This window comes from Nonlabens sp., from assembly GCF_965657255.1.
Lineage (GTDB): Bacteria > Bacteroidota > Bacteroidia > Flavobacteriales > Flavobacteriaceae > Nonlabens.
Genome location: NZ_CBFHNM010000003.1, coordinates 173,474 through 195,714, shown reverse-complemented (window position 1 = coordinate 195,714; position 22,241 = coordinate 173,474). Strand labels below are relative to the sequence as shown.

19 protein-coding genes are annotated in these 22,241 nt (G+C 33.6%); 1 reads left to right on the top strand and 18 read right to left on the bottom strand.

Annotated features, from left to right (window positions below; genetic code table 11):
• Window positions 1-257 precede the first annotated feature (257 nt).
• From ACTF54_RS05165 to ACTF54_RS05080, 18 genes are all read right to left on the bottom strand, one after another.
• Window positions 258-1,466: a WcaI family glycosyltransferase gene (locus ACTF54_RS05165; protein WP_347196985.1), complete on the bottom strand. Its 1,209-nt coding sequence runs from the start codon at window positions 1,464-1,466 to the stop codon at window positions 258-260.
• A 2-nt stretch (window positions 1,467-1,468) separates the two neighbouring features.
• Window positions 1,469-2,014, bottom strand: coding sequence for a putative colanic acid biosynthesis acetyltransferase (locus ACTF54_RS05160; protein WP_347196984.1), 546 nt, complete (start codon window positions 2,012-2,014; stop codon window positions 1,469-1,471).
• A 36-nt stretch (window positions 2,015-2,050) separates the two neighbouring features.
• Window positions 2,051-2,779: an SGNH/GDSL hydrolase family protein gene (locus tag ACTF54_RS05155; protein ID WP_347196983.1), complete on the bottom strand. Its 729-nt coding sequence runs from the start codon at window positions 2,777-2,779 to the stop codon at window positions 2,051-2,053.
• Entirely contained in the window at window positions 2,776-3,831 is a 1,056-nt protein-coding gene (locus ACTF54_RS05150; protein ID WP_347196982.1) for a glycosyltransferase, read from the bottom strand. The genes ACTF54_RS05155 and ACTF54_RS05150 overlap by 4 nt, the downstream gene beginning before the upstream one ends.
• A complete protein-coding gene (locus tag ACTF54_RS05145) occupies window positions 3,828-5,087 on the bottom strand; it encodes an O-antigen ligase family protein (protein WP_438968877.1) in 1,260 nt (419 codons plus the stop codon). Before ACTF54_RS05145 ends, ACTF54_RS05150 begins: the two co-directional genes overlap by 4 nt.
• Window positions 5,066-6,505 (bottom strand): O-antigen polymerase, encoded by a 1,440-nt coding sequence (locus ACTF54_RS05140; RefSeq protein ID WP_347196980.1) that lies wholly within the window; start codon window positions 6,503-6,505, stop codon window positions 5,066-5,068. Before ACTF54_RS05140 ends, ACTF54_RS05145 begins: the two co-directional genes overlap by 22 nt.
• Window positions 6,506-6,513: 8 nt before the next feature.
• Entirely contained in the window at window positions 6,514-7,542 is a 1,029-nt protein-coding gene (locus tag ACTF54_RS05135; RefSeq protein ID WP_347196979.1) for a glycosyltransferase, read from the bottom strand.
• Complete coding sequence (locus ACTF54_RS05130; RefSeq protein ID WP_438968876.1) at window positions 7,543-8,817, bottom strand: oligosaccharide flippase family protein; 1,275 nt, start codon at window positions 8,815-8,817, stop codon at window positions 7,543-7,545.
• A gap of 50 nt (window positions 8,818-8,867) precedes the next feature.
• Complete coding sequence (locus tag ACTF54_RS05125) at window positions 8,868-9,911, bottom strand: GDP-L-fucose synthase family protein (protein WP_438968875.1); 1,044 nt, start codon at window positions 9,909-9,911, stop codon at window positions 8,868-8,870.
• Window positions 9,911-11,038 carry a GDP-mannose 4,6-dehydratase gene (gmd, locus tag ACTF54_RS05120; RefSeq protein ID WP_347202046.1) on the bottom strand — a complete coding sequence of 376 codons (1,128 nt, stop codon included), beginning with the start codon at window positions 11,036-11,038 and terminating at the stop codon, window positions 9,911-9,913. The genes ACTF54_RS05125 and gmd overlap by 1 nt, the downstream gene beginning before the upstream one ends.
• 34 nt (window positions 11,039-11,072) lie before the next feature.
• A complete protein-coding gene (gene rfbD, locus ACTF54_RS05115; RefSeq protein WP_347196377.1) occupies window positions 11,073-11,909 on the bottom strand; it encodes a dTDP-4-dehydrorhamnose reductase in 837 nt (278 codons plus the stop codon).
• Between the two features lie 133 nt (window positions 11,910-12,042).
• Window positions 12,043-12,579 carry a dTDP-4-dehydrorhamnose 3,5-epimerase gene (rfbC, locus tag ACTF54_RS05110; protein WP_438968874.1) on the bottom strand — a complete coding sequence of 179 codons (537 nt, stop codon included), beginning with the start codon at window positions 12,577-12,579 and terminating at the stop codon, window positions 12,043-12,045.
• Complete coding sequence (locus tag ACTF54_RS05105) at window positions 12,579-13,616, bottom strand: hypothetical protein (RefSeq protein WP_438968873.1); 1,038 nt, start codon at window positions 13,614-13,616, stop codon at window positions 12,579-12,581. The genes rfbC and ACTF54_RS05105 overlap by 1 nt, the downstream gene beginning before the upstream one ends.
• Window positions 13,617-13,710: 94 nt before the next feature.
• Entirely contained in the window at window positions 13,711-15,432 is a 1,722-nt protein-coding gene (locus ACTF54_RS05100) for a DUF6909 family protein (RefSeq protein WP_438968872.1), read from the bottom strand.
• Between the two features lie 29 nt (window positions 15,433-15,461).
• Window positions 15,462-16,322: a diacylglycerol/lipid kinase family protein gene (locus ACTF54_RS05095; protein WP_347196381.1), complete on the bottom strand. Its 861-nt coding sequence runs from the start codon at window positions 16,320-16,322 to the stop codon at window positions 15,462-15,464.
• A 3-nt stretch (window positions 16,323-16,325) separates the two neighbouring features.
• Window positions 16,326-18,929 (bottom strand): sulfatase-like hydrolase/transferase, encoded by a 2,604-nt coding sequence (locus ACTF54_RS05090; RefSeq protein WP_347196382.1) that lies wholly within the window; start codon window positions 18,927-18,929, stop codon window positions 16,326-16,328.
• A 389-nt stretch (window positions 18,930-19,318) separates the two neighbouring features.
• On the bottom strand, window positions 19,319-20,827 hold the full coding sequence (locus tag ACTF54_RS05085) for a GH3 auxin-responsive promoter family protein (protein WP_347196383.1): 1,509 nt from the start codon (window positions 20,825-20,827) through the stop codon (window positions 19,319-19,321).
• Complete coding sequence (locus ACTF54_RS05080; protein ID WP_347196384.1) at window positions 20,828-21,694, bottom strand: M23 family metallopeptidase; 867 nt, start codon at window positions 21,692-21,694, stop codon at window positions 20,828-20,830.
• Between the two features lie 285 nt (window positions 21,695-21,979).
• Here ACTF54_RS05080 and ACTF54_RS05075 point away from each other — a divergent pair, with 285 nt between their 5' ends.
• Window positions 21,980-22,174, top strand: a complete 195-nt coding sequence (locus tag ACTF54_RS05075) for a Sec-independent protein translocase subunit TatA/TatB (protein WP_347196385.1) — start codon at window positions 21,980-21,982, stop codon at window positions 22,172-22,174.
• Window positions 22,175-22,241 lie beyond the last annotated feature (67 nt).

Sequence of the window (22,241 nt, the reverse complement as noted above, 5' to 3'; positions counted from 1 at the left end):
AATAAGCGTTGACTATCACAAAGAACAAACACTCATTTACTTTGAGCATTTCCTTGGAGAAAAACTAAAGTTGAAAAGCTAAACTAATAATGACTTATAAATGCATTAAACTACTATGTCTATTCTCCATAAAAATAGAATATAGTTTCAGGCTTTTTCCAACCTTTCCGACCAAATCTGGTTTCACTCCATTTGCCTACCTTTCCTTTTCTAAGGAAAGGAGTTTTTATTTAGTGCATAATCTATAAAATCTCCCTCTATAATTGAGAAAGTTCATGGATCCAATTATTTAGAATCTCTTTACGTGAAAAATGTTTTACCACATAGTTGCGGGCATCTGTTCCTATCTTTTTTCTAAGGTCTTGATTTGCGCGCCAGGTTTTCAGTTGTTGAATAGCTAATTGCACATCTGGTTCAGAGAAATACAATCCCGCATTTGCATTATTCATGACTGTTTTAACCTCACTAGCCTCATTTCCTAAAACTAATGAAGGTTTCTCACTTGCCATCATTCCTAATAATTTGGACGGCATTACCGTATCGAGTACTTCTGTTTTCTGGAATAGAAAGTGAGCATCTGCACTACAAAGTAAGTCTGATAATTCTTCAAACGGCACTGGATCGTAAAAGTGGATGTTCTCTTGATTTACCGTTTCTTTTAATTTCTGGTATTTTGCTCCTGCACCTACTATTATTATTTCATAAGATTGTTGTGGTAACGCTTTCGCGAAAGCAGAAAAATATTCCCAATCTTGCTTATCACCTACATTACCGCTGTATAAAATCTTGAATTTATCGCTTTTCAAGTATTTGTGTTGTGTCGAAGTCTCTGGATTTACTTGGTTCTCATCAATCCAATTGGGTAAATAATAAGTAGGTTGAGCTGTTTTAGATTGCAGCTTTGTAATCATATTGTGGCTAATGGTACTTACCGTATTTGCTTTTCCTAAAATGCGTTTTTCTAAACTGAAAAGAAACTTGAAAATAAACTTTTTACCACCACTAGAAAGTCCAGACTGTAATGCCGCGTCAAATTCAAAATCTTGTATATGAATCCAGGTTTTAGCATTATGACGTTTTGCATGATAATTACCTAACCATGCACTGGAAGTAAACGGAATGATGGAAATAACAAGATCGGTATGCTTGATTTTCCTAAGATTGAAAAAACTTCCTTTTGTAAAACTTAAAATATGAATGATACGTTTTAAAAAAGTAGGCTGCTGTGGAACGTATTGTTTGTAACGATATAACTTTGCGCCATTATGGTCTTCTTTAAGGTAATTAGGTTTATTTGCATAAGCAGCCACTATTTTCCATTGAGGATAATACGGGAAAGCAGTAACCACATTAACTTGTGCACCAGCATCGATTAGTGCTTCTACCATTTGGGTAGAATACAAGCCTATGGCGGTGTCTTCTGGAGCATAGTTAAGCCCTATGAATGTGATGTGTTTTCCTTGCAAGTTTATCTGTCTTTTATTGCCTGTGCGGGACTACCTAAACATATTTTTCCTGCTGGAAGATCTTTAAAAACACTACTACGTGCCCCAACTAAAGTACCACGACCTATTGTTACTCCTGGTGCAACGTACACATCTGTTGCAATCCAGCACTGATCTTCTATCGTGATTTTATGACTGTAGATATCAAAACTAACAGATTGTGGATCATGAGTTCCTGTGCAGATGTATGATTTTTGAGAAATAACTACATGTTCACCTATTTCTATTTCTCCTAGACTGTATAAAACGACATCATCACCTATCCAACTGTGATCTCCTATACTTACTTTCCATGGGAATTGTGTTCTTACCGTTGGTCTAACAATTACATTTTTACCGATTCTCGCACCAAAAGTTCTTAATAAAAATCTACGCCAGCCGTACATAAATTGTGGTGACCAAGCAAATAATGTACTTTGAACCAACCACCAAAACTGTACAGTAATCGCTCCTTTACCACGGAAGTTTTGTGGTAATTTGAACTTATCAAGTTGTTGGTAGTTTTTCAAAATCAAATACTGTCTTGTTAAACAAAGGTACTTCCTTTATTGAGGAATCTTATTTTGATTTATTGCTTTTGTGAAATGTTCCATTAAAATCCATTCTAAAACTAGTTTACCATCCTCATTAGGATGTATGCCGTCTCTTAACAAATCTGTGGGTTTTAGTTCTTTATTGAGATCTAAGAAGGTGCTCCATTCTTTTCTTACATCAATAAAACCAAATTTATATTTTTTTGCTGTTTCTTCCATTTGTATAGAAGTTAGGTCTTCTAAAGTTGTCAGTTTTTTATTACGGACTTTGTCTTCTGGATATGAAAGATGATGATTGAATATAATGACTTTACCTTGAAATTTTTTATCTAAAAATTCAAAATACTTTTCTAATTCCCCAGTTTCAGTACCACCATAGGCATGAAAAAAGAGTACATCAGCTTGATGTGAATAGATATCTTCTTCAATAAATGGTAATAATTGAGGAACCTGCAATCCACTTCTAGCCGTATTGATAATTTCAAAATCTGGTTTAGGAAAATACTCTTGTAACGTAGATTTGATTCGTTTTTCTTTGATGCCTTTTACTATAGACTGACCATGAAATTGAATTTTAAAAGTTGAGTTTAAGGATTCTTTATCAAGTTTTTCTCTGATTGAAATTAGTTCTTCTATTAAACTCTTGTCGGGATGTATTTCTTGTAATTGCTGTTGATCTAAAAAATTATTAGAACAACTAGATAGAAGAAGAACTATTAATAAAAATAAGAATCTTTTCATTTCATAGAATTATACAAAGCTTCCCACTTAGGTCTATTTACTTTCCATGAATATTCTTGAATGACAAATTCACGTAAGCGCTGTCCTTTTGAGTCACGTTCTGACTTTGTCCAGTTAGAGCATTCTAGTATCGCAGCTTCTAATTGCTTAAAGTTTGGGTCAATCAACTTGCCTCCATTTTTATTCCAATCTGATAAAAGACCTGTTTGATGTGTTGTAATTACTGGTGTTGCCATCATAGCTGCTTCTAGATTTACCATTCCTACAACTTCAGAATAACTGGGCGCAATAAACGCATGTGCATTTCTATAAAGATGTTGTTTATCTGCACCTCGTACAGCACCTAAAAATTGGATTCTAGAATCTTTAAGTTGTTTTACTTTGTCCATCAATTCTAGTGCGTGATCATTCTCTGGTCCCACAATTTTTAAATCAAAATCAAGCGATTTAAGCGATGTAAATACGTCTATTAATAATTCTACTCCTTTTTTAGAGTGAATACGTCCTAAAAAGAGCAAATAAGGTCGTAACGGCTCATTTGCTTCTACTACATCAACGATTTCTATGGCATTAGGAATACAAACCACTTCTGTATTTGGGAATAGTTCTTTCAAGTTTTTTTGCTCGTCTGGTGTTATAGCGTGTATGTATCTCGCTTTCGCGAAAGCGGAACAAGAAAACATTTTAAAATAGAGCTTCTTTTTTAACCTACCTTCTTGCCAAAGCCAAGGTTCGTACATTCCATGTGGTGTTACTATAAAGGGAATGTTGCGTTTTGAGGCGGTTTTTGCAGCGGTATATTGTGCATGCATCCATACTCCATGAATGTGAAACAACGAGTTACTTTCTAAATGGTTGAGGTGCGTGGCTAAGTCACGGGAATATAACCAAGGACCTTTTTTAACAAAGTCCTGTATAGCATCATCGTCAGGATCTTTTTGAGTTGTAAGAATTTGTGATTTGGGGAACTGTAACTGAATATCTTTTACGACAGTGCGCACGCCACCGCTTGCTCTGGAAATATCCTCTGCTATGTGATATAAATTATTCAATTGTTTATGATTTCAGTTACCGGCCGCTCTAGTTTGATTCCTTTGTTGAAATTATAATCTAACATGCAAAATAGATTAATAAAGAATGAGAAAAATATCACGCCATTTTCTCGTTCCAAAATATTTTCTGAAAACATCACTATACAATAAAATAACAGTAACGCTATAAAAAGGTAATTCTTCTTTGAAAATGCTCTTATTAAATGATACAATAAAAATAGTGTGAAAAATAAAAGTCCTAAATAACCTACGTTAAGAATGATGCCTAAAAACTGGTTGTGAGAATTGTACCGGTGTATGGCGAGAAATGCGGCATCTTCTTGATAGCAATCTATCAATTGGTTTTTTCCGTCACCTATACCATAACCTAAAAATCCTGCTTGAGGTATTTCGTTTGTGACACATTTATAAATAGAATATCTAATGTTGGTAGAATTTGTTAAGGACTCATCAGCATCTTGAATTTGAAGAAGTTCTGAAAAACGGTCGTTCACTTTAGGATTTAATATGATAACAGCGACTAAACCGACAGCACAGAGTGCAAAAACTAGTGAAAGAAGTTTATTCTTAAACATCAATACTAAATAAGCTGCAACCAGAATCAATGCTATGATAGGCCCTTTTTTTATCATGATTAGTAAAAAACCTATAAAGACTAAATTGATTAAAATTAATGCTGTAAGTTTTTTCCAATTCAAGCCTTTTTGTACTAAGAATAAAGAGAAAATCATGGCAACACCTATGTGCATACTTAGGTAAATAGGGTGTATTTTCCAGCCTGATATATCTGACCTAATGATATTGATAAAATGCAACACTACCTCATCAAAAGTATATTGTTGACTAAATATAATGAACGCACCTACATTAAGAATTAAGGTGGCTACAATAAAACACCACATCAAGAAATAACGTCTTTCTAAAATATAAGAAAGGCATCGTTTGCTCATACTGGATATAACTAATGGGAAAATTATTAATGCGGCACCAGTGGAGACCTTACGCAGTCCATAGGAAAGATCTTCCGTATAAAAAAGGCTTAAAAGGTACATAATGAAAAGCCCTGAATTAAGGAAAAAATAGGTCCATTTAAACTCTTCCTTATCTATGAACTTACTGACCAAAGCCATTATGGCATATAAAGCAATTGCGATAGGTCGTAAACCTCTCGGCACAACAGGCATAAGAAACATTAATGCTGTTAGATAAAATAACAGCTTTGGTAAAAAAGGCTTTAGTTTTTCTTTGAAACCCATATTTTTTGATCAAAAATGAAATGAGATAGCTTAATTATTAACTTTGGGATGATGTACAAACCTACAAGTGTTCCTATAAAATAGCTATATCCATTTGTAAAATCTCCTCTGAGGAGAAAAAGTAAGTGAATCGCATAATAAAAAGCTACGGATCTTTTAAAAATGTCATTACTATTCAGCCACGTCAAAAAGTAAATCATCGACATAGCTAGTGCAATGGCCATTATTATAATTCCAGGTATTCCAAAATTCATATAGCCTTCTGAAACAACAGGATTTGAAATATTAGCAAAGTGATAATCGTAATTTTCTATCAAGTAATCTCCTAAAACAAGGCCTGATGAGTCTGGTTTACCAACCCAAACACCTCGCGGAATAAAAAATAATAAAGCACTGAGTAGTTGAAATCCATAGGAAAAGCCATTTTCCTTTACTACTTCCATGGCTACTCCTATATTGCAAAAAGCATCATAATTTAAAGACATATAACCTTTGCTTAAAGCCCCATTATCTATAACATCTGTGATCAAACTGGGATTATTGATAACGTCATCAATACCATAATTGATATGGGTTAAAATCTGAACTAAAGGAAACCCAATAATCATTGCTAAAAACAGCACGAGACTGGTCTTTACATTACTATTAAAAAGTCTAGGGTAAAACAGATATAAGATCAACAAATAAATAGGTCCTAGAGCGTTACGCTTTTCTACCAATGGATTTTTGACAACAAATAAAATGAGAAATAATACGAAGCAAATAGCTAAATTAATGATCCAGGTTTGCGTAGAAATTCCGTTTTTATCAAAAACCATTTTACTAACAATAATTCCAGCTAAAGGAAGTGTATAAAGTACTTTTTTAAAAACCAACTGAAAACCTGGACTATAAGGCGATACAAACCATCCCGGTCTAACATACTCATCCATAAGAAAAGGGAAACTTATGGCTATAAATATCACTGAAAGAACAATAAAAATTAAATTATCTCTAAACAAACTAGAAGCAGGTATTTTATTGACTTTAATCTCTTTAGTTTTTGTTTTTATATAACCTTTAATGCTAACATAAAAAAGAAAAAATACAACATGAAAAATAGCGATAAGACCGTTAGTTTTCATAAAAGTTACTTCGTCAAAAGGATATTTATTTTCAAACAAACCGACTTCCATTGGGCCTAAAACGCCGGCTTGTACAATAGGTGCCACTAAAAAAAATAAATAATTAAAAACGATATAGGTACTAAGAAAAGGACTGTAAGCTTTCTCAATAAAAATGTGGTAATATGTTATAAGCGTGAGCAAAACTGCATTACCAAAAAACGACAACCATAAACCAGCTGAAGCATTAAAAGTGCTAAAGAGAATTAAAGTCGTAATTAAATAGATAAAAATGAATACGTTTCTAAGTAGCATTTCCTTTTTTATTTTAAAACAGAAATTAAACTAGCTGCACTTGTTTGAGGAGAAATGACCATAGAACGTTCTATAGATCTTTCACCCATTAATTGTAACGTATTCTTATTTGAATTAATTATTAGTTCGATTTTGTGGGCAAGGTCTTTACTGTTTCCAGATTTGAATTGATAACCATTATATCCAGATCTTACAAATATAGGAGCTGCACCACAGCAATCACTTGCTATTATAGGCATTCCCGCTGCAGCAAATTCATGTAAAACAACGCCAAAAGGTTCATAGATACTAGGAAGTATAAAACAATTGTAATCTCTTATTTCTTTTACTAAATCTTGTGGTTGCATGAAATCTTTTACGATGACATTGTCTAATTCCTTAAAGCGATCCTTTAAACTACCGTTACCTATTAATGTTAATGTCCAATCTTTGTTATTGATAGATTTCCATGATTCTAATAATATATCAATTCCTTTAACAGGCTCAAGTCTTCCTACAAAAAGAAATTTTTTAGAATTTGAAACCGTTTCATTTTTTGGCTTTTTAAAAAGAGCTGTATCTGCACTATAAAAATCAAAAAGTATCTTTGTTTTATCAAAACCTAATCGTCTCGCAAACTCATACTGATATGGACCGGAAACCCATAGATGAGAAAAATAATTTTTGAGTCTTATTCTCATCAATAAGCATCCTGCCCACTGTTTTAAAGTACCACGCCATTGATTATCTAAACCTGCTACGACGGGAATACCCATCTTTCTCATCATAAGACATGCAGGAAGATAACCTTTATCAAACCAGTTAGGAACATATACTAAATTAGGCTGTAGTTCTTTTGCTAGCTGTATTATTGAATTTTTATCAAATTGAGATCTTTTATAAAATTTGACTCCTTTTATTTCCGGAATTTTAAAAGGAGTTAGTTTTTTTTGATCCCAAGAGATCACATGTATTTTTGCACCATATTTAAATGACAACTCTTTTAACACAGGCACATTATAGCCCATCAATTCAGAATACAAATATAAAATGGTCATTTACGTTTGAACTATTGTTGGTTTTGTATTATTTATTTCTTTTCGGTATAAAAATAAAGCTATTATAAGTAATAGAAATTCGGTAGACACAACCGCTGCAATAGTTCCTTCTAATTTAAAAATAGGAACAATAATTAAACTTAGCACAGCATTAAAAACACCTGCAACTACCATTATTTTCATAAGTTTTTTAAATTGTTTTGTAGCTGGAAAGTACAATACATTGAATAACATATTTATACCAGAAAACAGAGCTATCAAACTCATTATTTTAAACAAGTCCACATTTTCTACAATAAGTGGGTCTTTGAAAAGAAGGCCTAAAATCCATTCTCCTAAAATGGTAAAAATGGCACAAATCAAAATTCCCAAAGCAGTAACAGCCATGAGTAACTTTTTCATCATACTTCTCATCTCCTCAATAGGCTTTCTAGCCATATATGGAAAAATAGCTTGATAAATAGGAATGTACATATTTTTTGCAGCAAGGATAAGCTTTTCAAAAGGTGTATAAATACCTACTAATATATCACCTCCAAATATTCCTAATAGAAAAGCGTTAAACGATGTATATAGCGATGAAGATAGATTAGAAACAAACATGTTTAAACTCTCTTTATAAAAAGCTTTACCAGAGATAAAATTTGGTTTTCTCCATGTTACAGATTTTAGACTTATCAAAAAACTTAGTAATCCAGCAATAATAAAACCGATAGAATTAAAAATAGGAACATTTAAATAATCGTCTGGACTACTAATAAATAAGAATAACAATACTGTAAAAATAACTTTGGCTACAACGTTAACCACGGTAATAAATCGCATTTTTTCTATTCCTTGAAAAAACCAAACTGGAAAAATAGCATGTCCAACGACTAGTCCATAACTAAGTAAATAAAGCTGCCAGTTGATTCTAAATTTATCAAATGAAAAGACTAGAATAAGTAATAATAGAAAGCAAAAAATCACTAAAACGATTCGTGCCCAAAAAACTTTAAAATAAACTTCAGAATAGTCTTTGTTTTCTGTTTTAAGAATCGCTATTTCCCTAGTTGCAGTTATACTGAAACCAAAATCTGTAATCAAAACAAAAAAGACCATTAATGATTGAGCAAACATGACTAGCCCAAATTTCTCTAATCCTAATTGATGTTCTAAAAAAGGGATTATAAGTAATGGTAATAAATAATTTAAGCCTTGAAGAACGACTAATGCCCCATAATTCTTAGCAACTGTTTTTTCTTCTCCAGAAAGTTTTTTAGAAAATCTACTCATGTAATGGTTAGGTTACCTTGACCAACGCTAAAATAGTCGTTATAGTATTCTTATTGGTTTAGATAAGCCTGATACATCATCTCCACACCTTTTTCAAGATCGACTTCATGCTTCCAGCCTAGCTCATGCAACTTTGAAACGTCCGTCAGTTTACGTGGTGTACCATCTGGTTTTGAGCTGTCCCAATCGAGGTTTCCTTCATATCCTACAGTTTTTTTGATTAACCCTGCGAGGTCTTTTATGGAGATATCTTCACCTGTTCCTATATTCAGGTGTGTATTTCTTATGTCTTTATCGGTTCCTTTTACATGAGCAAAATCTTTGTTCTGCATTAAGTAAACACATGCTTTTGCCATGTCGTGTGACCATAAAAACTCTCTTTTTGGTGAGCCTGTTCCCCATAAAGCGATGCCTGTTGATGTGATGCCGTGTTTGTGTAATTCCGCTTTCGCGAAAGCGAAACTATCGACACCTAAATCTTCCATTAATTCTTGCTCGTTTCCATCCATGAGCAATTTGCCTAAGTGCATTTTACGAATCAATGCCGGTAGTACATGAGATTTCTCCAAATCAAAATTATCATTAGGGCCATACAAATTAGTAGGCATTACTGATATGAAGTTAGTACCATATTGCAGATTATAGCTCTCGCACATTTTAATACCTGCTATTTTTGCTACCGCATAAGGTTCGTTAGTATATTCTAACGGACCAGTAAGTAAACTGTCCTCTGGCATGGGCTGCGGTGCCATTTTAGGATAGATACAGGTGCTACCTAGAAACAATAACTTTTTCACACCATTCAAATAACTGTGATGAATCACATTATTCTGAATCATGAGATTTTTATAAATAAAATCTGCTCTATACGTATTGTTTGCCACTATTCCACCTACACTAGCCGCTGCTAGAAAAACATATTCTGGCTTTTCTGATGTAAAAAAGTCTGCTGTGGCTTGTTGATTTGTTAAATCGAGTTCTTTATGTGTTTTAAGAACAAAATTAGTGTACCCTAATTCTTTTAACTCACTAACTATCGCACTTCCTACAAGACCTCTGTGTCCAGCAACGTATATTTTTGAATCTTTATTCATTATTCAAAGTAGTTGTTTATTCTATAACCACCACTTTTTAAATATTCTTCTCGTGACATTAAGTGTAAATCACTTTTCATCATGTCATTTACTAATTCTTCTAATGCGATCTCTGGAACCCAACCTAGTTTTTCTTTGGCTTTAGTAGGGTCACCGATTAATAAGTCCACCTCTGTAGGGCGGAAATATCGTGGATCTACCGCTACTACTTCCTTTCCTATTTCTAGTTGGTAATCTGGATTTGAGCAGGATTTTACGGTTCCTATTTCATCCACGCCTTCTCCATTAAATTCTAACTGTATTCCTACGTACTGAAAAGCCATGCGTACAAAGTCTCTCACACTAGTCGTTGTTCCTGTAGCGATGACCCAATCTTCTGGCTGGTCATGTTGTAGAATCATCCACATCATACGTACATAATCTTTAGCGTGTCCCCAATCTCTTTTGGCATCTAGGTTACCTAAATACACTTTATCTTGAAGTCCTTTTACAATTTTAGAAGTAGCACGTGTAATTTTTCTGGTTACAAATGTTTCACCACGTACAGGTGATTCATGGTTAAAGAGAATCCCGTTACAAGCAAACATACCATAGGCCTCACGGTAATTTACCGTTGCCCAATAGGCATACATTTTTGCCACGGCATAAGGACTACGAGGATAAAATGGTGTGGTTTCTGATTGTGGAATTTCTTGCACTTTACCATACAATTCTGAGGTAGAGGCTTGATAAACTTTAGTCTTCTTTTCCATTCCTAGTAAGCGTACGGATTCTAGAATACGCAACGCTCCTATTCCATCAGCATTTGCCGTGTATTCTGGCATTTCAAAAGAAACTTGAACGTGTGACATTGCTGCAAGATTATAAATCTCGTCTGGCTGTGTTTCTTTGATGATTCTGGTCAAGTTGGTAGTATCGGTAAGATCTCCATAATGCAATTTAAATTTTACATCAGTCTCATGTGGATCTTGATACAAGTGATCGATACGATCTGTATTAAATAAAGATGCACGACGCTTGATACCGTGAACTTCATATCCCTTTTTTAATAAAAACTCACTTAAATAAGCACCATCCTGACCGGTTACTCCAGTAATGAGTGCTACTTTATGCTTCTTCTCAGACATATTCTAGTTGTAAACCTGTAAAAATAAGGTTTCTTTAGGACTTGTAATTGCTTATTATTTCTTCCAGCCCATTGCTGATAGAAGGAATTTTATAATTAAATATGCGTTCTGTTTGTTCACAATCCATTACACTGTAAGCCGGTCGTGCCGCTGCAGTTTTAAAAGTTGCTACAGGATTGATTTTTTTATCTAAATGAAGTTTTTGATTTATCGCTTTCGCGAAAGCGTACCACGTCATATCCCCTTGATTCGTAAAATGGTAGATCCCGTAAGCCGTAGGATCGTTTTTAAGCAAGTGATCAATAAAGTCTGCTACATGAAGTGCGCTCGTGGGAGAACCGGTTTGGGAATTGACTATATTAAGCTCTTCCATACCTGTATTAGCTACCCAATTAAAAAAGTTCTTACCATGTGGTGCGTACAACCAAGAGATTCTAAAAATATAGTGATTACCACCTATTTGAGTAATTGCCTTTTCTCCAGCAAGTTTACTCGCTCCATAAGCATTTATAGGATCTGTTTTTTGATCTGTAGTATAAGGAGTTGCAGCATTACCTTTAAACACATAATCTGTAGAGAAATGTATTAATGTGGCTTTGTATTGTTTTGCAACTTGAGCCATTTTTTGAACGGCTAGCGCATTAATCTTGTATGCTTTTTCTTGTTCCGTTTCTGCTAGATCTACAGCCGTGTATGCTGCACAATTGATGATGTAATCTGGCTGTATATTTTTAACTTTTTGATCTAGTTGAAAACTACAAGTGATATCTAGTTCTTTACTTGAAAAAGAGAATAGTTCATAGTCTTTTAATGCAGCTGCAATAGCTGTACCTAGCATTCCATTTGCACCGGTAATGAGAATTTTTTTCAAATTAATTCGTTTTTTATGAAACGTCTTCGACAGGATCAGACTGACATTTTTATTCTATTAGTAATTGAAACACCTATCACAATGAGCTTATAGAAGTGCGACTAAAGTAACTGATTTATGAATCTATCCTAAATTACAGCTTTAAATACCCTAACTTTTCATCTTTTTCAGATAAAATTATATCTTCTTTGGGTAGTTGCCAGTCTATGTTTAAGGATGGATCATCATATCTGATACCTATTTCCATATCAGGTTGATACGTATTATCTATTTGATAGTTTACAATTGCCGTTTCAGAAAGTACAGAAAAACCATGTAAAAACCCTCTAGGAACTAGTAACTGTTTATTATTATCGCCGGATAATTCTACCTTAAAATGTTGTAAATAAGTAGATGATTCTGGTCTATAATCTACAACAACGTCTAGAATACAACCGCTGATACATCTTACTAACTTTGCCTGAGCTGCTTCTCCTTTTTGGGCATGCAAGCCTCTCAAAACACCGTAACTAGAAGTACTCTCGTTTATGGATAGAAAAAGAGGCTTTTCTGGAAATGCTTTTTTAAAAGCGGTACTATCAAATGCCACAACAAATTTACCGCGAGCATCTGGAAATACAGAAGGTTCAATAATCTTACAATCTATAAACGGAGTATCGATAATCTGCACTATTGATTACTTTCTTGATAGTTATTTAAAAACCTGAAGACTAAAGGTATCAATGCAATAAGTAATCCAAAGCCTAGAAACACTAACGCAAAAATAACCGTTAAATGTTTCTTTTCGATTGTACCTTTTTTAACAAAATAAGAAACAATATTTACAGTATTCTCGTATGCATATTTATTCTCGCGTATAAATTCTAGGTTATATAAAATTCTTGATTTTTCTTCAAATAATTCAGTAAAAACTTCTGACTTATTCTGTGGACTCACGAAAACATTTGTCCCTGGAGAAGTACTGCTATCTTTACTTTTTATTGCGATTTGAAACGCCACTAATAAAGAATCTATTTCCTTGAGTTGATTCTCCATTATTTTAAGATTAAAGGCAGTAGTTTCTATACTTGCTTTACGTTGTGCCTTTATAAGTGGATTATCTTCTACCTGTACTGCTTTTATGGCCGCTTTTTCAAGAGCCTTCCTGTCTTTAGAAGATATCTGTACCGTATAAAACTGATAATCTATTTCACGTTTAGCTTCTTTAAAACCTTCAAAAGTGTAATTTTCTAGAGCAATAGTATCTGCACGGCGTGCCATATAGTCATACTCTTTTAAAAGCTCGGTATCGTTAAAATCTGCTTTAATATGAAAGCTGGTAAGCTCTCTAGCTTCTTCAGTTGTTATCCCTAATTCCTTACTTAGGGATACAAAATCTTCTTGATCAACTAAAGAGTTGTAATATTCTAAATTAGAAATAAGCTGACCAGCGCTTTCAAAATTAGGCTGTACGCGCAATTGAGCGTTAAAACTTTTCTTACTTTCCTTACTCATATACCAACCCAGTCCAGCACCTATAAAGAATAGAACACCTAGTAAAATTATATGGTTCTTAATAAAAATAAGAAACAAGATTAAGAAATGAGCGATGTTCTTGAAGAGTCCAACTATCGCGTTAATTAGATTTTGAAATCCATTACTTATCCATACAAATACGGGCACCAAGTCCACTTCTTGTTCTTGATTTTGATCAGGCTGGTTATTCATGAAATTTTTTTTCTTTTAAATTCAAATATAATAGAACTCAATGAATTGTCTTAACGAGCAAACACAGATAAAATTATTGTGATTTTTTGAAACTCTAAATCGTTTTATCTTCTTTAATGCTATTCTCCATAATTTGCTCTAGTATCTTTTCAGTAATCACATAAACAGGTTTTACACCTATTAAACCTAGTCCACCACTAGCCAGCGTATGTCCTGTTTTTAATGGGTTATCACTCGCATAGTATGCATAGCGTACATTTACATCTTCACTAATACTACGTCTAACTCTAGATGCTGCCTGTATAGCTTTTTGATAATGTGCACCTTCCATCTCTAGACCGATTACTCTCCAACTGGAGCTATAGAAAAACTCTAAAAGATCTTTATTTTGAAGAGATGTACCTAAAACTGTGACCATAGAACCAGTAACAACTTTTACATCTTCTTGCTCAAGATCTGTTTTAGAAAGTTGATTTACAAATGGATAATTGTCTGCTGTACCTTCAAAAACGTGTGCATCAGGAACCATAATATCTCCTTTATCACCTTCTAGAATGCCAGCTTTACCCATGATATTTATAGATTTTACATTCATTTGGTGTGTCTGGCCTTTTTCATCTTTGAACGGTTTTAACAACTCATCCATTGTTTCATAAGCCTGTTCACCAAAAGCATAGTCCATAACAACAAGTACAGGTTTGTTACTGTTATCGCTTTCGCGAAAGCGAATATCACAAAAATCTACTTTTTCAAATTCACAATTAGAAAGATCAAAAATTTGTACATCGATATTAGTACCGCTTTTATCTTTAAGCTCTGTCATTCCATTTGCAAGAGCGTGTTTCTTAATCAAGTCACGGTTTTTCTTACCGCTATCATTACTTAAGTCTGCAAAGATTTCCATGCGACTCTTTTTGATCATTTGACTAGCAAGCGCTTTGGGACCGTAAAGTGAATTCATTACACTATGCAGGTTTGCGCTTATAATATGTAGTGGTCTATGAAAAAGGTCTTTTTCTATAAGGTGTTTCTTAATACGCATCGCCCAAGCATCACCATGAATATGATGTCCTAGACGCTCTCTCAAAACAGGTGAAAAAGTAACGAGTCGCTTTTCTTCATCCAGTACTTCTTGTTTTGCTAATCTACCTAAATGATATATAATACTTAAAAACCGGTTGTGATTTCCAGTCGTGCTGAAGTCTTTATAAACTGATGTGACTTCATCAAAAGTGCGCCCTAATATGTTTGCTACATGAGTAATAGCAACTTCTTTCTCTTCTTGAGTTAGTTTTTTCTTTGAGACAGCATCTTCAAGACATTTCCAGTCACGTGTGGTATTACCATTATCGCCCACTATCACTTGTTTCATGATCTTATGAGACTCGATCATTAAGAAAGTAAGGTGCGTGAGGATATCATAGATTTCAGAACGTCCACGAGTTACTTCTATATTCATTTGATGCTCATCAATACGATAGCAATGACGGCGTCTTTTTTTAGGAATAATAGCTTTAAAATGAGACCCTTCATAACCTTCATCACTAGTAAGGTTGATATAAGTACATTCTTCTATACCTACTGGTAATCTGTCCATTACATAAAGCAGACCACTTAATTCTATTTTATCTTCTCCTATACTACCATAAATTTCTGGTCGTAAGGTAAGTAAGGATTCTCTTAAGGATTCTCCACTTACGCCCATAGGTTTATAAAAACCTCTATTGAAAAGGTGTCGCATGGTAATATACATGCGTTCTATGGCGTTAGTACTTTCTTGAGCTCTTGTACGTGGTTCTACGTTAATTATAGGCATATATTCTCTTTCGTGGCAAAGATAAGTATTTAGTGTGGTGACTTGGTTTTAGTTTGAATAAGTATATCTAAGCAATTTTGTTTTACTTTTATACTATATGGAGGTTGTAAATGAACTGGCTCTCCATCTAATTGTGCTGGGCATTCTACACTGCAATGAAGGTTTATTTCTTTTACAGATTGTGCATAGTTTTTTTTAAATAAAAGTATTTGACCAATTTTTAAAGTAAGATCTTTTCTAGATTTAGCATATATTAAAGATAGATATCCATTGTTAATTTTTGCACCTGGAGTTAAAGAGACTTTATATCCTAAATATTTTGTGTTTGAAACTAAAACAGAATATTTAGGATTTGAATGCCCTTCTATTTTAATTTTATTTTTGCGATTTGCGAAATAAGCTTTTATTCCATGCTTGAAATAGGTAATAAAACCTCTTTTGAAATCTTTATCATACCTATGAATAACCTCGGCAGGATATCCTAATGCAAAATTTGAAAAGAAAAACTGGTCGTTAACTATTCCACAATCTATTCTTATTGTATTTAAAGTTTTTAATGAGCGACACATTTCTGGAACCGAATTTAAAATCCCTAAATGACCGGCTAGTCCATTACCGGAACCACGAGGAAGTATTCCAAGTTTTATATTTGTTTTGACTAGGTGTTTTGCTATTGTGTTGACGGTTCCATCTCCACCAACAGCGATTATGATATCTACTTTATTTTTAACACAAGAAAGAGTTAGTTTTTCTAGATTCCTTTTAGAAGAAGAATATAAAATATCAATTTGATAGCTTTTCTCGCTTAGGTGAGAAGTCAACTCTTTATACTCCAGTCTATTTCCACTCTTACCTGAAATAGGATTTACTAAAAAGGCTAATTTAATCACTGTTTAGTCTAATTTAAAATTCCATTGATCTGCATACATTCCATAAACTTTTCCTAACTCGTAATCTATTACATATTTTTCATCTTTGCCTGCCTGAAAATTAACATGATAAACGTAAGATTTATATCCTAATTCATTTGCTTGTTCTAATACTACTTGGAATTTTTGAATAGAATTTCTAGAAAATGCTAGGTGTTCTATTTGATTTATTTTCATAAAAGGAATCAACTGGTCTTTCAATCTATCCATAATGTTTTCTGACAGCATAGGTTTAATACTATTTGCTCTAGCTATCTCTGCATCCTTAGTCGTAAACACCTCCATTACAAGTCTATTTCTATCTATAAAAAGATCTCCAAAACCTTTTACATCTCTAGTTTTATCTGTTATTAAAATGGCGTCTTTGTGTTTTTTAAACCACTTATTTATCGCAGCCATATCGATAGCTGTATAATTATCTAGTAATTTATATGAATTAAAAACCTCTAGCGTCACTGGTGTATTACCACTATAACCTGTTTGCTCTTTCCAAATATCCCAATCGTGAGCCGCAACAAAATGATTATCAGTAGTTTTTATTATATCTAATTCAAAATTTCTAAATCCTTTCTTGTAGTTGAGGTCCATTGCTTCTAAAGAATTAGTATAAACTTTACCGTCAATTTTCCCACCTGCATGAGCAATAAAGCGATCTACATCTTTACTAAATTTATTGATAGCAATATCTGTATTTTTAATCAATTGTACTTTTTTAAGTGGCACGTTAAAAGTAGACTCTAAGATGAGATTATCTACATACTCCTGTGTTTCTGTTTGTTTCAGAGTAGCAATATAAGCCTGTCTATTTTTAAGATCAACAAGTTTTTTAAGTCCTAAATTTTTTAACTGTACATCGTAATTAGAGAACGACGCTCCAGCTGTATCATGGACGACTAAGAAAATATGTTTTTTTGATTGTTTAGCTTTTGAAATACTTTCAATTAACTCTTCAATAGTTTCTGGTTCTAAATAAGTGTCAAACCTATCTATCAATAGTGTTCCTTCTTGATCTACGGTTATTAAGTTTACTCCTCTGTCAAGTAAAAATTGCTGTTCTCCTAGCTTCACATAACTAAGTTTCTTTGAATTAAAACTAGAGCTTTTTAGGAAAAGAGAAGTAGTGTTTTGATCTAAATCGACAATCGATTCTGTGATGGTATTGTTTACATCAAATTTTGACTCCACATCATAAGTTTCAAAATCCACCTGGGTTTTGCCTTTTTTGTATGATATGATTCCATCAATATCTGTAAAAAATGAGGAGATCGTATCTTCTACTGAAGCGTCTATAGTAAGTGTTAATGGCTTTAGTACAGCTTTCTTTAATTGGCTTTGTGCGATCTCTTGTGTTTTCACAATTCTATACTGATCATCCAATTCTATTTGATAAACATCTGAATTGTTTCCTAATTTGAGATTTGTAGCAATAATTTCTTGATCAAGGATCTTTATAATAAGCTGTTGATTATCCTTTGTTATGGTAAAGCCTTTGTCTAAATTTATTGTAGTTAGTGCAGCCACATTTATATCTCTCAGATGACTTCTATTTGCATCAATAAACTGGTTCTTATCAGCACCTATTAAATGGCTTAGAAAAACTGCATTAGTCTGTATATCAGAAAGGTCTAATACTATTTCAGGTATAGATAATTGATATAATTCTTTAGTTTCAACTTCTTCTAATTTTTCAGTGGATAGCACAAACAAACCCCTTTCTTTCAGATCGTCAATAACTGGATGTGTTGCCATAAACTGATGGTCAGGAACAATTATAACTGTTGTACTATCTAGTAAATTTTCCCGATTAAGCATTTCAAAGAGCTCGCCTATATAATAATCCACAGCAGCGATCATAAACTCTAGATCAGTTCTTTGTGCTGGAATTATACCTTCCATACGTTTATCATACAGTCCATCTGGAAAATGTGTTGCCACAGTGCTTGCATATATTGCAAATGGAGTATTATTATTTTTCTTTAAGAGTATCTCTTTCTCAAGCTCGTTGAAAAGATCCTTATCATGTAAGCCCCAAGGAATTCTCTCATAGTTTTCATCAAAATCGGTCTCTGACTTTACCTCAAAGCCAAAAGTTTGTAACATGTCATTTATTCCAGAAAAATCCTTGTTTGCAATTAAGTAGGTCATACTATAGCCAGCACTCTCAAATACCTGTCCTAAAGTGTTTAACTTATAATTCTGTGAACCCTGAAAAATATTGTTCCCATCTTCACCAAAATAAGCGGGCATTCCCGTAAGAGCCATATATGCTGAAGCACTAGTCCAATCACCACCTGTTGTAGGATTTAAATCATAGTAATGATACTCTCTTTTAAGTTTGTTGAGAAATGGTGTCAAGTCTGGCCTTTCTTTTATAAATCCTTTCTCAAAAGATTCTAGAGAAAGGAAAATAACATTATTACCAGCTTTTGCGCTAACTGTGTTACTTAATAGCTCATTCGCATTCTTAAGCGGCAGCTGTTCTAAGGCTTTTTTAAGTGTGTATGTATTTGATCTTTGCAGTGAATATATTTCATATACATTATGAAAAACATAGTTATCAAAGCTCAAAAAAATTAAGCTTGTTAATAGGATTGGAATAAAAATTATTTTAGAAATATTTTTTAATTTCTGTGAAAGCCAAAAAAATAAAAAAGTAACAGCCACAAATAGCAATATTAAAAGTATTCCGTCTGCAAGGAACTCTTTATAAATGTTTGCAATAACATTCCATTTTAAATGTTCGTAAAACCTATAATCACCAACATTGCCTGTTAAATACACGGAAGAAAGCTGCAATAAAAAAAACGCTGAAAAAATAATAGCAATTATACATTTTAAAAGGTTGTTTTTGATCAAAGTCAAAACACCTAAACTAAGAAGAGATAAAGCTAATAATTGCAAGTATACCATGTAAGAATAATTGATTGCAGTAAATATATCAAATTGTAATTGTTCTATTATTTTTGATCATAGCTTATTATCTTCTCAAGAACCTCAGCAATTTTACGATCATTTGATAATCGCGGCAACTTATTCTGACCACCTAATTTGCCTATAGTTTTCATGTATCGTTTAAAACCGTTTTCAGGAACAGACGTAATTTTTAACGGCTGTAAGATTTTACCAGATATTAAATCGTCGTAATAGCTATTTTGTTCTCTCATTTGGAGATCGAGAGATACTTCTAATTTGTTCAAGTCTATTTTATTCTGACCGAACTCTACAAACCATTCATGATAAGGTAATTCTCCTTCTACTGGACTTAATTGTGGCGCAACGGTAAATTCATTAATGACTATATTCAACTTTTGTGAAGCTGCTTTCATAGCCTCTTCTACCTCTTTTCCTATGACATGCTCTCCACTAGCGCTTATATAATGTTTAATACGACCAGTTACCACTACTCTGTATGGATTTGTAGAAGTAAAAGCAACCGTATCGCCTATGTTATACGCCCATAATCCTGCTGTTGTAGAAAGAATAAGAACATAATTAACGCCTATTTCTACTTCGCCTATCGTGAGTCGTGGAGCATTTTCTTCATGAAATTGATCTGCAGGAATGAACTCGTAAAAAATACCAGCATCAAGAAGTAGCAACATTCCTTTCTCATTCTGTTTATCTTGATAGGCAAAAAAGCCTTCACTAGCAGGAAACAGTTCTATACTATCTACTTTACGACCTATCAACTGATCAAATTTTGCACGATATGGTTCAAAATTGACACCTCCGTAAATAAAGAGATTGAAATCTGGAAATACCTCGCCTACTTTCTTACCAGTGCGCTGCACGATACGTTCAAAGTACATTTGCACCCAGCTAGGAATTCCAGAAATAACACTCATTTTTTCTGGAAGCGTTTCATCAATTACTGCTTCTACTTTTGTTTCCCAATCATCTATACAGTTGGTTTTCATGGAAGGCAATCTGTTTTTTTGAAGGTAATTAGGTACGTAATGAGCTACAATACCGCTTAACCTACCTAACTGAATCCCATTTTTAGTTTCCATTTCGGGACTACCTTGAAGGAATATCATTTTACCATCTACAAAGCTGGCGTTTCCTGTTTCATGAACATAGCTCAATATCGCATTTCGAGCAGCTTTTATGTGCTCTGGCATGGACTCTTTGGTAATAGGAATGTATTTAGCACCACTTGTGGTACCAGATGTTTTTGCAAAGTAAAGTGGTTTTCCAGGCCATAAAATATCAATTTCGCCAGCGACCACTCGATCCACAAAAGGTCTTAAATCCTCATAATCTCGTACTGGTACTTGATCAATAAAATCTTGATGTGTTTTGATACTGGAAAAAGAATGCGCTTTCGCGAAAGCGGTATCACTAGCAGTCTTTAATAAATGTTTAAACACCCTATTTTGTGAGCCTACTGGATCTGAAGCCCATTTTTTGGTTTGTTTATCAACGATGGCTGCAAACACTTTTGCTGCGAGTGATTTTAATGACATTTATTCAAAATTGATAAAGTTAGTTGGGTCTAAAGGATATCCATCACTCCAAATTTCAAAATGTAAATGTGGTCCTGTTGTAAATTCTCCAGTGTTTCCTACGCTGGCAATAACTTCTCCAGCAAGAACTTGATCATTTTGATCTTTATTTAAACTACCAGCATGTTTATAGACCGTAATGAGCCCATATGCATGCTCGATTAATATGGTATAACCAGTGTCTGCACTCCAGCCAGAAAAGACAACTGTCCCATCTGCAGCAGCTTTTATTGGTGTTCCTTTAACGGCAGCAATATCTACTGCATAGTGTTTCAATTCTGCATCATAATTACCAGAAATAGTCCCTTGTACTGGTGGGAAGAACACAAAATTAGTTTGGGCCTTTGCGCCAGCTATTACACTGTAACGATCTTCATTTGCAACTTCTTCTCTAAGCAAACTATCTTCTTTAATAGGTGCTAGGTCTGGAACTCCTAAATTGGTTTCTACTTTTGCAATACTATCAATACGTGCATATTCTTCAGTAGTGATATCGCCATTGAGAAGCATTTTTATACGTCCATAAAATTCTTCATTAATACGAACTACTTGCTGGAGAGAATCTGCTTTTTTACTCAATTCTATAGTGTTCTTGCGTATGCTAAGATCTGCATAGCCAGGAATATACTCGCGTAATGGTGTAAATGCAATCAGTACGGTGGTCGCACCTATCAATAATACGGCTGTGATAAATGTGACTACAAAAACATTTAACCTGTTTAATTTAAGGCTAAAACGCTCTTCAAAAGTATCATCATTAAGCACCACCATGCGGTAATGGTGTGTCCACTTACTTTTTTGTCTTTTATTTTTTTTCTTTTTAGCCATTGTGAAGTAACCTGAAACAAATATAAATAGTTTTCTTTCAAAAGAGCCATGACCGTGATACGGATAGAAACAAGTTTAAAAATTAAAATCGTTTTGTCAAATTTCTATACCTTTCATACCATGTTATCCTTGATTACATACCTTTTGTAAGTTTATAACACATAGGTAATGATATTTGAAGATGAGCTAGTTAGACTTTAATTTTGATTTATTAAAGATTAACAGCCTAATTACTTGTGGTTATATGGCTTATTGTATCTTTGCAATCTATTAAAAGAGCAAATCATGATAGCAAATTTCTTTTTAGCAATGCCAGGTCTATGGAGTATCATTCTGATAGTGGTGGTTATTCTTCTCATTTTTGGAGGTAAGAAAATTCCAGAACTAATGCGCGGCCTAGGTGGTGGAATTAAAGAATTTAAAGAGGCGTCAAAAGATGACGAATCTAAAAAAGATGAGAAACCTAATCTAGACGCATAGGTTCTTATTCTTATAAAATTAAAAATGCGCATTGTTTTGAAACAATGCGCATTTTTTTATTGGATAA